13 protein-coding genes are annotated in these 12566 nt (G+C 68.2%); 9 read left to right on the top strand and 4 right to left on the bottom strand.

Going from position 1 to position 12566, the window contains the following annotated elements; genetic code table 11:
- Nucleotides 1–10: 10 nt before the first annotated feature.
- From LX88_RS08415 to LX88_RS08385, 7 genes are all read left to right on the top strand, one after another.
- On the top strand, nt 11–442 hold the full coding sequence (locus tag LX88_RS08415) for a hypothetical protein (protein ID WP_258947186.1): 432 nt from the start codon (nt 11–13) through the stop codon (nt 440–442).
- A 239-nt stretch (nt 443–681) separates the two neighbouring features.
- Nucleotides 682–942, top strand: coding sequence for a hypothetical protein (locus tag LX88_RS08410; protein WP_030481403.1), 261 nt, complete (start codon nt 682–684; stop codon nt 940–942).
- On the top strand, nt 942–1193 hold the full coding sequence (locus LX88_RS08405; protein ID WP_030481404.1) for a hypothetical protein: 252 nt from the start codon (nt 942–944) through the stop codon (nt 1191–1193). Before LX88_RS08410 ends, LX88_RS08405 begins: the two co-directional genes overlap by 1 nt.
- The gene (locus tag LX88_RS08400; protein ID WP_258947185.1) at nt 1193–4012 is read left to right on the top strand and encodes an FtsK/SpoIIIE domain-containing protein; all 2820 of its coding nucleotides are present in this window, start codon (nt 1193–1195) and stop codon (nt 4010–4012) included. The genes LX88_RS08405 and LX88_RS08400 overlap by 1 nt, the downstream gene beginning before the upstream one ends.
- The gene (locus tag LX88_RS08395) at nt 4009–4452 is read left to right on the top strand and encodes a hypothetical protein (RefSeq protein ID WP_258947184.1); all 444 of its coding nucleotides are present in this window, start codon (nt 4009–4011) and stop codon (nt 4450–4452) included. The genes LX88_RS08400 and LX88_RS08395 overlap by 4 nt, the downstream gene beginning before the upstream one ends.
- Nucleotides 4453–5169: a GNAT family N-acetyltransferase gene (locus tag LX88_RS08390; protein WP_258947183.1), complete on the top strand. Its 717-nt coding sequence runs from the start codon at nt 4453–4455 to the stop codon at nt 5167–5169.
- An 85-nt stretch (nt 5170–5254) separates the two neighbouring features.
- Complete coding sequence (locus tag LX88_RS08385; protein WP_258947182.1) at nt 5255–6268, top strand: NADP-dependent oxidoreductase; 1014 nt, start codon at nt 5255–5257, stop codon at nt 6266–6268.
- Between the two features lie 291 nt (nt 6269–6559).
- Here the strand turns inward: LX88_RS08385 and LX88_RS08380 are convergent, their stop codons facing one another.
- Nucleotides 6560–8122, bottom strand: coding sequence for an FAD-binding oxidoreductase (locus LX88_RS08380; protein WP_258947181.1), 1563 nt, complete (start codon nt 8120–8122; stop codon nt 6560–6562).
- Between LX88_RS08380 and LX88_RS08375 the strand changes: the two genes are divergently transcribed.
- Together LX88_RS08375 and LX88_RS08370 are read left to right on the top strand one after the other, a co-directional pair.
- Nucleotides 8121–8696, top strand: coding sequence for a TetR/AcrR family transcriptional regulator (locus LX88_RS08375; RefSeq protein ID WP_258947180.1), 576 nt, complete (start codon nt 8121–8123; stop codon nt 8694–8696). The genes LX88_RS08380 and LX88_RS08375 overlap by 2 nt on opposite strands.
- Entirely contained in the window at nt 8693–10078 is a 1386-nt protein-coding gene (locus LX88_RS08370) for a glycerol-3-phosphate dehydrogenase/oxidase (protein ID WP_258947179.1), read from the top strand. Before LX88_RS08375 ends, LX88_RS08370 begins: the two co-directional genes overlap by 4 nt.
- A gap of 51 nt (nt 10079–10129) precedes the next feature.
- Here LX88_RS08370 and LX88_RS08365 read toward each other — a convergent pair whose 3' ends face one another.
- Genes LX88_RS08365 through LX88_RS08355 form a run of 3 tightly spaced genes read right to left on the bottom strand, consistent with a single transcriptional unit; the run spans nt 10130 to nt 12556 of the window.
- Nucleotides 10130–11779, bottom strand: coding sequence for a WXG100 family type VII secretion target (locus LX88_RS08365; protein ID WP_258947178.1), 1650 nt, complete (start codon nt 11777–11779; stop codon nt 10130–10132).
- Nucleotides 11776–12084 carry a hypothetical protein gene (locus LX88_RS08360; protein ID WP_258947177.1) on the bottom strand — a complete coding sequence of 103 codons (309 nt, stop codon included), beginning with the start codon at nt 12082–12084 and terminating at the stop codon, nt 11776–11778. The genes LX88_RS08365 and LX88_RS08360 overlap by 4 nt, the downstream gene beginning before the upstream one ends.
- A gap of 19 nt (nt 12085–12103) precedes the next feature.
- Nucleotides 12104–12556 carry a YbaB/EbfC family nucleoid-associated protein gene (locus LX88_RS08355; RefSeq protein ID WP_090065808.1) on the bottom strand — a complete coding sequence of 151 codons (453 nt, stop codon included), beginning with the start codon at nt 12554–12556 and terminating at the stop codon, nt 12104–12106.
- Nucleotides 12557–12566: the final 10 nt, after the last annotated feature.

Raw genomic sequence — 12566 nt, 5'->3', positions numbered from 1 at the left:
TTCGGGTGTCATGGACGAAGACGACCTCGTGCTCCTGATCACCGTGGTGGTCGAGGCAGCGGACGAGCAACAGGCGCGTGCCGCGTGCGACGCGCTCATCAACCGTGCGGGCGCCCAGATCGTGGACGCCCGCGACTGTTCCGACGAGGAGCCGGGCTGCTGGGCCGTCGTGATCACACGGCCGAGTACGGAGAAGGCCACCCACAACGTCGCGGCGGCGCTCGCGCGGGCCGTGCGCACGTTCGTGCGCGGGCTGGGTGAGGGCTTCTCGACCCCGCGGGTGGCGTGCGAGCCGCCGACGGCGTGGACCGTGCTGGACGAACCCGAGCTGATCAACGACCTCGTACCGGGTGCCGAGAGGGTTCTGGTCGAGGTGTGGGCCGGAGATGACCCTTTCGGGGCAACAACTTTGCGTGACAACTCGCCCTCGAAGCCGTCTTGATTCACCCAGCCGGTCGGCATGAACGCTCAACGGGCTGTAGGCGTCGTTGTGAGAGTTGCTACACGCGTGGAAGAGCGGCCAGCGGCGGGCTGAACTGATCATTAAATCAAGGCCCGTTCGAGTGGATTCAGGCATCCACCCGGTTAGCCGATCTTCGCTCTCAACTGTGAAAATCTGGGCACAATCTCTACTAAAGGTGGTCGTCAGACCATCTTGTTCCGGAGGGTTCGGGAGCCGACATGGCCAGCATCGAAGAGGTCCGTGCCGCAATTGCCCAGGCGATCGACAAGGCTGCTCAAAGCCAGTCGGCCCTCCAACAGGCGGCTGAGCTCGCCGAAGACGCGCAGCAGCTGCTGACATCGGTCACGCAGGGCTCCGTGCAGGCGGACGTCGAGACGACGAACGCCCAGTTCGCCCAGGTCGTGTCCGGCGTGAGCGAGCTGCAGAACTACCTCGGCGCCGGCATTTCCGGGGCCGAGGGCATCAACAGCAGGCTTTGATGGCGTCCATCGGCGAGGTTCGTGCCGCGCTCGAGCAGGCGAGCGAGATCCTGCGCGAGTCGTACCGCAACGTGCGATCAGCGCAGGAGGGCCTCGACGAGGCGGTCGCGATCCTCGCCGAGTCGAGTGAGAACCACCACGAGTCGCTGCTTCCAGTGGAGTTCGTGCGCGCGAAGGAAAGATTCCCCGATCAGCTGGAACTGATGGTGGGAACCCTAGAGCGCATCCAACGACTCACCGTGGAGCTGTGATGAGCAGGCGGGACGACCGGCGGACGAAGATCGAGAACGCCTTCGGGGAGTTCCAGCGCGCCGTTTCGGCCGCGCTGGGCTCCGTGGCGCGCGAACACCGGTTGCTCGCCACCGAGCACGCCAAGGACATGTTCGAGTTCACCGTGCGCGGCATGGGCGTCCACAAGGCGTTGCAGGACGTCGCCCTGAAGGACGTGACCTCGCTCCTGACGGTCGACGAGAAGCGCCAGAAGAACCCCCGTCAGGCGCCGCTGTCGATGCCCCAGTTCGCCGAGCGCCTCGACCAGATCAAGCACGACTGGGAGCAGTCGTTCCACGAGTGGACGACCACGGGCCCGGAGCAGCTGACCGAGCTGGTGAACTCGGTCGCCGCCGGACCGGCGTCGTTGCCGTACGAGTCGTGGCTCGGGCATCCGGGCACGCACGACGGCAGCGAGGGCGTGCCGGAGCTGTGGCGGATCGGCGCCGGCGTGGTGACCTCGGCGCCGACGCCCGCCCCGTTCCCCGTCGCGGTACCGCTGCTGGACCAGGCGCACCTGCACATCTCGTCCACTTCGGACACCCGCCAGCTCGCGGACACGCTGGTCGAGAGCCTGTTGCTGCGCGTGCTGTCGCACTTCCAGCCGGGGCTCGTGCACGTGCACGTGTGGGACGTCGGCCAGCTGACCGGGTCGTTGCCCGGCCTCTACCCGCTGACCCGCGCGAACCTGCTGACGGTGCACGACCCGGCACGGCTGCACGAGCTGCTCGACGAGATGTCCGAGCACATCCGCCAGGTGCACACCAAGGTCCTGGTCGACGGCCACCTGACCGTTCGTGCGGTCAGCGGCGAGGGCCGGCGCACCGAACCGTGGCGCATCGCCGTGCTGTTCGGCAACCGCAAGGCGTTGAAGGAAGACCAGCAGCAACAGCTGCAACGCGTGGCGCGCAACGGTTTGGCGTGCGGCGTGCAGCTGTTCATCGTGGACATCCCGATCACGATCAACTCACCGGTGGAGACGGTGTCGTTGCGCGGCGACGGCACCGCGTTCTGCACGATGACCGGCAAGGACGTCACCGTCACGCTGGACGACGCCCTGCCGCGCACGCTGGTGCCGCGCGCTTGTGCCGCCATCGCGGAGAAGCGCGAGGAACGGCGTTCGCGCATGAGCACGTTCGGCGACCTGCTGCCGGACAGGCCGTGGACGGAGAACTCGTCGGCCGGGGTCATCGCGCCCGTCGGCTTCGACGACGGCGAGCAGGTCTGCGTGCAGCTCGGCGACACCTCGCCGCACGCGTTGATCGGCGGGCCTTCGGGTTCCGGCAAGACGAACTTCCTCTACGCGATGCTCGGTTCGTTGTGCGCGCGCTACTCGCCGAACGAGCTGGAGCTGTACCTGCTGGACTTCAAGGAAGGCGTGTCGTTCGCGCAGTTCGCGCCGGGCCGCAAGGACCCGTCGTGGCTGCCGCACGCGCGCCTGGTCGGCGTGAACGTCAACACCGACCGCGAGTTCGGCGTGGCGCTGCTGCGGTTCCTGTCCGACGAGATGCGCCGGCGCGCGGACGCGGCCAAGCAGCACGAGGTCACCAAGCTGGAGCACCTGCGCGCCGAGGACCCCGGTGGCCGCTGGCCGCGGATCGTCGCCGTGATCGACGAGTTCCAGTACCTGTTCGGCGAACGCGACCAGGTCACCGCCGCCGCGACGCAACTGCTGGAGGACGTGGCGCGCCGCGGCCGGTCTCAGGGCATCCACCTCGTGCTGTCGTCGCAGGACGTCTCGGGCATCGAGGGTTTCTGGGGCAAGTCGGCGATCTTCGAGCAGTTCACCGTCCGCATCGCGCTGCCTAAGGCCCGCCGCGTGCTGGCCGAGCCGCAGAACGACGCCGCCGTGGAACTGCCGCGCTGGCACGCGGTGATCAACCACGAGTCGGGCGTCAAGCCCGGCAACGAGATCTGCCGGGTCCCGGACTCGACGTCCAAGGGCACCATGGACTTCCTGCAGACCGAGCTGTGGCGCCGCGAACCGGGCCGGGCACCTGGTCTGTTCGACGGCAGCAAGATCCCGCTGATCGACGCGACGCAGGACTTCTCCGACCTGCGACCGGGCGAGGCATCGCCTACTGTTCTTCTCGGACAGGTCATCGACGTCGCGGGCAGCGCGGCACGTGTGCGTTTCGCCCGGACCCCGGGCCGCAACATCGCGGTGATCGGCTCCGTGGTCCAGGACGCGGCCGCGGTGCTCGGCGGAGCGGCCGCGTCACTGGGCAGGCAGCACCACCCGCACGAGGCGCGGTTCTCGCTGGCCTGCCTGGTGGAAGAGGCGATGCCCGAGGCGTTGTACCTGTCGAAGCGCCTGAGTGCGGACGGGCACGACGCCGAGGTGGTGCAGATCGACGGCATCCGCAGGCTGCTGGACGAGACGGCGGCCGAGCTGCAGGCGATCAACACGGGCCAGGCCGACGCGCCACTGAAGCCGCACTACCTGGTGCTGTACGGCGTCGACGCCGCGCAGACGTTGCTGGAGCAGAAGGACCCGGCGACCCGGGTGTCCGGTGTGGACAGTCTCCGCACCGTGCTGAAGCACGGCCCGGAGAACCGCACGCACGTGCTGGGCTGGTGGCGCGGCGTGCAGAGGCTGAAGGCGAGCCTCCCGCCCGGCGTCTACGACGACATCGGCGCCTGGGTGGCGTTCGACGTCCAGGGCAAGGAACTGCTGTCGCTCGGACCGGAACAGGTGATGTCGTGGTCGCCGAGACCACGCCGCGGCCTGTTCTTCGACCGGTTCGAGCACTCGCGACCGCAAGTGATCATCCCGTTCGACACTGGAGAAGCGTCATGAACCCGATGATGACGACGATGTTCGAGTCGGTCCCGTCGCAGCGTCAGAGCGAGGAGGTGATCGAGGTGCCCACGATCTCCGCCGTTGAGCGCTACAAGGAGATCATCGCCATCGCCACCGACGCGGCTGCCCGGCAGCGCAAGCTGGACGAGGTGCGGTGCGCCGAGCTCGCCGAGCGGATCGCGGCGACCCAGCACGAGATCGCCGAGGTGCGCGATCGCGAGCGGGTCGTGCGGATGGGCGCCGCCCTGCACTGGGAGGCGGCGGTCGAGCAGCTGTGGAACGAGCGCTGGCTGCAGATGGTCACGTTCCCGCAGGCCGACGAGTCCGTCCCCCCGCGTCCCCAGGGCGACTACAACCGGGCGATGGACCTCGCCTACCAGGCGCTGGAGGAGTCGCTCGCGAAGCGAACCCTGTTGCGCCGCAAGCAGAAGGACTGAGTGCGCCGGTTGCGCACCACCGCCGACGTGCAGGACGCCAGCGACGACCCGATGGTCCGCTGGGCAGCCCAGGCACTGTCGTCGGGCGGTGCAGCCTGGGCACACGGTGACGCGGTGGCCGTATACGCCCCATCACTGACCCGCCGCCGCCGGCTGGTCCTGTCCGGACCGGCCGAGTGCGTGGCGTCCCTGCTGGCAGCACACGGCCGCGGCGTGGAGCTGCGGCCTCTGCTGGAACGCCAGCTGGCCTTGGAGGTGGCGTCCCTGATGCCGACCCCGTGGCTGGAGGACAAGCCCTTCGGCTGGATGGACCGCTCGGGCACGCTGGACCTCCCGGCCGAGGCAGCAACCTGGCTGCGGTCCTCCGAAGGCGTGGAACCCCTCCTGCGCGAGGCCAACCCGAACTCCTGGGCCTGGCCCGGCGAGAAGGGCGTGCGCCGCTGGGCAGGCGTGCACGAGGACGGCGAGCTGGTAGCCACCGCAGCCGAAGCCTGGTCGTCCACCGACGTGGGCTTCATGATGGGCGTGGCAGTCCGCCCGTCCTGCACCAATCAGGGCCTGGGCAGGCGCATCTGCCAGTTCGTGGCCTCCTCCCTGCTCACCCTCTACGGCACCTGCGCTCTCTTCGTGGAGAACCACAACGCCTCGGCGATCGCCGTGTACCGCAAGCTCGGCTTCGCGTACCGCGACGTCACGACACTTCTTCCTGCGGCCTAGGTCACATTCCGGAACAGTCATCACCGGCAGCCGGTTGAAACGGATAACTGATCCGAATGACTTCAGACAGGGAGATGCTCACACCATGACGAACACCGCACTAGAGGTCCGGCTCGCGTCCCGCCCGAACGGCTGGCCGACCGAGGAGACCTTCGAGATCGCCGAGGTCGAGATCCCCACCCCGGGCGAAGGCCAGATCCTGGTGCGCAACGTGGTCATGAGCGTCGACCCGTACATGCGCGGCAGGATGAACGACGTCAAGTCCTACATCCCCCCGTTCCAGGTGGGCGCCCCACTGGACGGCGGCGCGGTGGGCGAGGTAGTGGCAGTGGGCACGAACGTGGAGGGCTTCGCCGAGGGCGACAACGTCCTGCACGGCTTGGGCTGGCGCGAATACGCCGTGGTCAACACCAAGCACGCGGTGAAGGTCGACAGCTCGGTAGCCCCGCTCTCCACGTACCTGGGCGTCCTGGGCATGCCAGGCCTGACCGCCTACGCGGGCCTGCTGGCCACCGCCGAGTTCAAGCCGGGCGACGCAGTCTTCGTCTCAGGCGCAGCAGGCGCAGTGGGCCAGATCGTCGGCCAGATCGCCCGCCTGAAGGGCGCCAGCAGGGTGATCGGCTCCGCCGGTTCCGCCGAGAAGGTCAAGTACCTCACCGAGGAACTGGGCTTCGACGCAGCCTTCAACTACAAGGACGGCCCAGTGGCCAAGCAGCTGGCGGCCGCAGCCCCCGACGGCATCGACGTCTACTTCGACAACGTGGGCGGCGAACACCTCGAAGCAGCCATCGAGGCCCTCAACCTCAACGGCCGGATCACCATGTGCGGCGCCATCTCGCAGTACAACGCGGCCGAGAAGCCGACGGGCCCGAGTAACATGATCCAGATCCTCGCCAAGCGCCTGACGCTCCGCGGCATGCTGGTAGGCGACCACAAGGCCCTGCAGGAGCAGTTCGTGTCCGAGGTGGCAGCCTGGATCGCCTCCGGCGAACTCAAGTACTCCGAGACCATCATCGAAGGCGGCGCCCGCCAGGCCCCTTCAGCATTCCTGGGCATGCTGCGAGGCGAGAACACCGGCAAGATGCTCGTGAAGTTCTAACCAACGCCTACGCCCGACCACCAGCGAAGCCGAAGGCGAGCCGTCTTTCCATACGGGCCTGGCGGTGGGTCCCGTCACGAGTCGCGCCATAGCTCCTGCTGTGGCTCGTGACGGGACCCACCGCCAAACGCACTCTCAACGCAACCGGCGGCCGCCCAACGCAACAGGCGTGCCATCAGCCCATAGGCGGCGCCACCCCCCGATCAGATTGCCGGGGTCTGGGACGCCCCCAGGAAAACGCACGCAACCGCAACTCGCTCAACGCAACCGGGGAACGCAGCAGACCCGCGACTAAACCAACTTCCCAGGATTCAAAATCCCAGTCGGATCAACCCGCTCCTTCACCGCCCGCAACACATCAACCCCAACAACTCCGATCTCCCTCTCCAACCAGGGCAAATGATCACGCCCCACCGCATGGTGATGCGTGATGGTCCCCAACCGAGAGATCGCGTCAGAGGCAGCGACCTTGGCCCTCCCCCACTGCCCGACAGGATCAGAAAGATCCCGAGGCACCAACACGGTGAAGTAAAGCGAAGCCCCAGTCTCATAAGCATGGGAGACATGGCACATAACCACAGGATTCCCAAGCTCGGCAACCAACGCGCCACGAACAGCATCACGCAGCTCAGAAACCCGAGACCAGCAAGTAGCAGTCTCCAGGGTCTCAACACAAACACCGGCGTCCAGCAGGGCATCCCGCTGCCGAGGCCCGTTGAACCGCCCGTGCAGCCACGAAGCGCCCATGGCCCGGCCAAGTCGCACGACTTTGTGCCCGCTCAACGCTCTCACGGTCGCGGCACGGGATCGGCACTCCCACCCAAGAATCACCAGGCAAGGCTGCTTCACGCCACGCAACCGAAGGTACTTCTTGACCAGATCAGCCTTAGCACCGGCCATCTCCAAGGCGACCTCAGTCTCGTCCACATCGGACAACCGAGTGACATCAGCCAAAACCCCAGCCTGAGCCAGCGACCGCACCAGGGAGACCCCGGCCTCCCACCCGTCAACCACAAACCCCTCGTACCGGGCCCCCACCGGCTTGGGCCGAACCCGCACGGAAACCTCAGTGATAACCCCGAACAGCCCTTCACTACCAAGCACCAACTGCTTCAGATCCGGACCAGCAGCAGACGCGGGCGCAGCCCCGGCAACCCACTCGCCAACTGGCGTAGCGACCCGAACCGACTCGACCATGTCCTCGAACCGCCCATACCCGGACGAGGCCTGGCCGGCAGACCGGGTAGCAGCGAACCCACCAATCGTGGCCCGCTCGAACGACTGCGGCACATGACCCAGCGTGAACCCGTGCTCCCCCAGCAACTTCTCCGCCTCAGGCCCGGTGATCCCAGCCTGCAAAACAGCCACCCGCGACACAGGATCGACAGAGACCAGTCGCCCAAGCCCGGCAAGGTCCAACGCCACGACAGCAGACTTGGATCCGCGCAGAGCCTCAACGCCACCCACCACAGAAGTACCACCACCGAACGGCACCACAGCGATGTCGTACTCGACACAAACCCTAAGCACCTCAAGGACTTCCTCGGGCGAGCCAGGCTGCACCACGGCATCCGGCACAGCGAGCTCCCCATGCCCACGACGCCGCAACAGGTCCAGGTAAGACAGCCCACCAGCACGCCCAAGCCGGTCCGCATCCTCGACGGAGACCGCACACACGGCCTCCAACGCCGTGAAAGCGTCCTCAGTCATCTCAGACGGAGGCACCACGACAGGCACCTCGGGAAGCGGCTCCCCCAGCCCGACGCGCTGACTGAGCCAAGCCAGCGCATGCGGCGGCAACGGCACGGTTTCGGAGGTCCATCGAGCCCTGGTCACTGCTACAGTGTTACACATGACGTCTCAACGTCACACCCACGACGCCCTGCTCGACGCCACCCGTGAGTGTGTTCTGGAGGTGGGGGTCCGCCGGACGACCCTGACCGACGTGGCGAAACGGGCCAACGTGAGCCGCATGACGCTCTACCGCCGCTACCCGGACGTGGACCACCTCGTCAGAGCCCTGATGACCAGGGAGTTCGCTGCGCTGCTCGAAGAGGTCGAACGGGCAGGCGGGCACGGCAACGCGCGCGAACAGCTCGTGCAACGGGCCGTGGACGCCATCCGGTTGCTCGACGCCAACCCGTTGATGCAGCGCGTGCTGCAGCTCGACGCGGACCTGATGCTGCCGTACCTCACCGACCGGCTCGGCAGCACGCAGCGGCTGGTCGAGCAGTTCCTCGTCGCGCAGGTCGAGGCCGGGCACCTCGACGGCTCGATCCGGTTCGGTGACGCCAAGACGCAGGCACGCGTGGTGCTGCTGACCACGCAGTCGATGGTGCTCTCGACCAGACCGGCCACGTCCGGGCTCGACTTCACCGCACTCCTCGACGAGCTCGCCAAGCAGCTGGACGGAGCCCTGAAACCGTGAACACGTCCTTGAACGCCGCGAGGCGCCTGCAGGACCTCGAAGCAGCGCAACGGGAAGTCGCCGACCTGCTCGTCATCGGCGGTGGCGTCACGGGCGCGGGGGTCGCGCTCGACGCGGCTTCCCGAGGCCTGAGGACCGTCCTGCTGGAGGCGCACGACCTGGCGTTCGGGACGTCCCGGTGGTCCAGCAAGCTCGTCCACGGCGGCCTGCGCTACCTCGCGAAGGGCGACGTGCGGCTCGCACACGAGAGCGCCGTCGAGCGCGGCATCCTGATGACCAGGACGGCACCGCACCTCACGCGCACGTTGCCGATGCTGTTCCCCTTGCACGCCAACGCCGGCCACTTCGTCATGTCGGGATTCCGCGCCGGCAACGCGCTGCGCATCGCCGCACGCACGCCGTCGGACGTGCTGCCGGGCCCCCGCCGGGTGCAGCGGCACGAGGCCATGGCGTTGGTCCCCGGCCTTGATCCGGCGAAGCTCACCGGCGGTCTCCTGAGCTATGACGGCCAGCTCGTCGACGACGCACGGCTCGTGGTCGCGCTGGCCAGAACCGCCGCCGGGCAGGGCGCGAGGATCATCACCCGCGCGAAGGTCGTGACGCTGCAGGGCGATGGCGCCGAGGCGGTGGACACGCTGACCGGCACCACCTTCACCGTGAAGGCCCGGGCTGTGGTCAACGCGACCGGGGTCTGGGCCGGCACGCTCGCCCCGGTGCAGCTGCGCCCGTCGCGCGGCTCGCACCTCGTGATCGACGCGAGGAGCGCGGGCCTCACCGGCACGGCGCTGACCATCCCCGTTCCCGGCGAACGCAACCGCTACGCGTTGTTGCTGCCGCAGGCGAACGGCCGCGCATACCTCGGCCTCACCGACGAGCCGGTGGACGACATCCCGGACGTGCCGCAGGTACCGGAGTCCGATGTGGACTTCCTGCTCACGACCGCTTCCCACGTCCTGCAACGAAATCTCACGAGGGACGACGTCATCGGCAGCTACGCGGGCCTGCGCCCGTTGATCGAGTCCGAGGGCCGGACCGCGGACCTCTCCCGCCACCACGCCGTGCTGACGGCACCGAACGGCGTGATCACGGTCGTCGGCGGCAAGCTCACCACCTACCGCAGGATGGCGGCGGACGCGGTCGACGCGACGAACCTGACGCAGGTCCCGTGCCGCACCAAGGACATCCGCCTGGTCGACGACAGGCCGGCGCCCACCACCCCGATCGCGCCCGGCGTCACAGAGGCCGACGTCGTTCACGCGATCCAGCACGAGGGCGCGCTGGACGCCGACGACGTACTCGACCGGCGCACACGCATCGGCCTGGTTCCCAAGGACCGCGAGAAGGCCGCACCCGAGATCGAGGAGCTCCTGACGAACGCATGAAAAACGGGGCGTCCGCGAAGGACGCCCCGTTTCAGCGCAAGGACCGCAGGATCACTCGCCGATGACCGGCTTCGCGGCCTTCGGGGGCTCGACCAGGGACTCGCCCTCGATCCGCACCTTGCGCTTGTGCTCGTTGCTGCCGCCCTGCTGACCGGCACCGCCGGCCATCGGAGCGCCACCCATCATGCCCGCGCCCATACCGGCGCCACCGCCCTTGCCGCCGCCACCGGCGCCACCGGCCGCGGGAGCGGCAGGAGCAGCGCCGCTACCGGCCGCCATGACGCCGGCCGCGCCACCGAACTGCGTGGCCGAGGTACCACCGGCACCACCGCCACCGGCCGGGCCACCGCCGAGACCGGGGGGCATACCGCCTCCGCCACCACCGCCGCCGCCCTTGGGCGCACCGCCACCCGCTCCGCCACCCGCCGCCGCAGCGGACGCGGCGTGGTCGGTGGCCGGCGGGCGGTACCAGTCGTTCGCCGCCGGCGGAGTGCCGATCGACGGGATCTTGGTCCCGGTCTCGCCACCGGCCGTCGTGGTCTTGCCGGACTCCCAGTGACCGGGCACCCAGCGACCGGGACCGCTCGTACCCGCGCCGGAACCGGAACCAGAGCCGGAGCCGGGCGGGACGTAACCGCCACCAGAGCCGCCGCCCGCGTTGCCGGGAAGCGTGCGGACCGGGCTCACAGCCGGTCCTCCGACACCGCCGCCCGCCTGACCGGGGTTGCCGGGGGTGGGGTTGTAGCCGGTGCCGCCGGTCGCGGTCCGCGCGTCGTGCAGGTTGTCGCCCGCCGTCGGACGGGCCGTGGAGGTGTCGGTGACGCCGCTGGTGAACGTGCCGTTCGCACCGGCGGCGGCGCGGTTCTGGTCCTCGGCGCGGATGCCGTCGAAGCCACCGGCGGTGTTGCGGACGGGTCCGCCGCCGCCACCGCCCTTGCCGCCGTTCGCCATCGAGGAGATCGCGTCGACGACCTGCTCGGCGACCTTGGCGATCTGCGAGACCGACTTGATCAGGTTCATCAGCTTCTGCACGGAGCCGACGAGCTTCTGCAGGAAGTCGGCCAGCTTCTTCGCGTAGTTGACCGCGGTCGTGACGATGTCCGAGATGGCGCCGGCGATGGCCGCGCCGAAGGTCAGGAACGACGCCGCCAGCCACTGGATGATCTTCATGACCATGTCGGACACGGCCTGGCTGATCAGATCCATGATCATCTTGCGGACGGTGCCGACGAGCTCGCCCGCGCCCTTGACCGCGCCCGCGATGCCCTCGACCGACTTGGCGAGGGTCTCCAGGCCACCCGCGTGCCGCTTGGCCGCGGCGCGGTAGCCGTCGGCCGCCTTGCCCGACCACTCGCGGGTCTGCGAGACGCAGATCTTCTCGTACTCGTTCGCGATGGCGTGGACCTGTTTGCCCGCGTTCTGGAACGACTGCGACATCTTGGCGATCGACTCGGGGCTGCCGAGCAGGACGTCGAACGGCTCGCGCAGGAAGTCGACGTGCTGGATGGCCCAGCTGAAACCGGCGGAGAGGAAACCGCTCAGCGGGTTCGCCGACATGCCGACGATGCCCATGGCCGAGTTCGCGATGCCGAGGCCCGCGTTGACCCAGTCGCCGCGCTCGATGGCGGAGTAGGTGTTCGAGATGTTGCTGATCAGCTGCTGGGTGTCGGCACCGTTGGACTGCGTCGCTGGGGCGTTCATCCCCGGCCTCCCTGGAACCCGAACATGTTGTCGAGGTCGACCTGCTCGTACTGCTCGACGGTCTTCTTGAGCCCGCTGGCCATGTCCATCAGCGAGTTGGCGGCCTTGCCGAGCCCGTCCTGCGACAGGCCCGCCTGCTGGAGGACGTTCTGGGCGAGGAAACCGAGGAAAACGCCGAACGCCTCAGTGGTGAGAGCACCCGGATCGCACGTCTCGGTGGCCTTGCGCATCCGTTCCATGAGCCGGTCCACGTTCGCGGCGTGGGTTCTCAGCTCGTCCAGGTCGATGTTGAATTGCTGCTGCATGCCTAACCCCCTCCTGCACTCAGGCCATGACGTCGGGCGGGTTGGTGAAGTACTCGTCGTCCGGCCGGACGTCCTTGCGCTCCAACTCCGACTTCGGTTCTTCCTCGTCGGTTCCGTCGCCCTTGTATCCGTTCGGCATCTGCGCCTTCACGAACTCGAGCGCGGGACTGTCGCCGACGAAGTCCGTCATGATCTGCACGACACGGCCGGAGGCGTCACGCTGGGCCTTGGTGGAAGCGGCGAGCACTGCGGAGGCGATCTCACTGGGGTCCATGCCACGGGCCTCGGGCTTGATCTGGAGGTCTGTCAAGACGCCTGTGGCGTTGACAGTCACCGTGATCAGGCCGTCTGGCGAGCTGGCGCTCCCGCCGACACCACCGAGCTGGTCGCGTGCCTGCTCAGCGTGCTGCTTGGCCTGCTCGATCTTGGCCCCGTACTGCTTGAGCCACTGATCCGGGTCAATGGGCTCCATGGTCACCCCC

It is taken from the genome of Lentzea californiensis, from assembly GCF_024648825.1.
Lineage (GTDB): Bacteria > Actinomycetota > Actinomycetes > Mycobacteriales > Pseudonocardiaceae > Lentzea > Lentzea californiensis.
The sequence above is the reverse complement of the archived record's forward strand: the minus strand, read 5'-3'. Positions and strand labels throughout refer to the sequence as shown.

What these genes read in the sequence shown, in the direction of transcription:
- LX88_RS08415 (WP_258947186.1), top strand. Translation starts at nt 11, where the DNA reads ATGGACGAAGACGACCTCGTGCTCCTGATCACCGTGGTGGTCGAGGCA.
- LX88_RS08410 (WP_030481403.1), top strand. Translation starts at nt 682, where the DNA reads ATGGCCAGCATCGAAGAGGTCCGTGCCGCAATTGCCCAGGCGATCGAC.
- LX88_RS08405 (WP_030481404.1), top strand. Translation starts at nt 942, where the DNA reads ATGGCGTCCATCGGCGAGGTTCGTGCCGCGCTCGAGCAGGCGAGCGAG.
- LX88_RS08400 (WP_258947185.1), top strand. Translation starts at nt 1,193, where the DNA reads ATGAGCAGGCGGGACGACCGGCGGACGAAGATCGAGAACGCCTTCGGG.
- LX88_RS08395 (WP_258947184.1), top strand. Translation starts at nt 4,009, where the DNA reads ATGAACCCGATGATGACGACGATGTTCGAGTCGGTCCCGTCGCAGCGT.
- LX88_RS08385 (WP_258947182.1), top strand. Translation starts at nt 5,255, where the DNA reads ATGACGAACACCGCACTAGAGGTCCGGCTCGCGTCCCGCCCGAACGGC.
- LX88_RS08375 (WP_258947180.1), top strand. Translation starts at nt 8,121, where the DNA reads ATGACGTCTCAACGTCACACCCACGACGCCCTGCTCGACGCCACCCGT.
- LX88_RS08380 (WP_258947181.1), bottom strand. Translation starts at nt 8,122, where the DNA reads ATGTGTAACACTGTAGCAGTGACCAGGGCTCGATGGACCTCCGAAACC.
- LX88_RS08365 (WP_258947178.1), bottom strand. Translation starts at nt 11,779, where the DNA reads ATGAACGCCCCAGCGACGCAGTCCAACGGTGCCGACACCCAGCAGCTG.
- LX88_RS08360 (WP_258947177.1), bottom strand. Translation starts at nt 12,084, where the DNA reads ATGCAGCAGCAATTCAACATCGACCTGGACGAGCTGAGAACCCACGCC.
- LX88_RS08355 (WP_090065808.1), bottom strand. Translation starts at nt 12,556, where the DNA reads ATGGAGCCCATTGACCCGGATCAGTGGCTCAAGCAGTACGGGGCCAAG.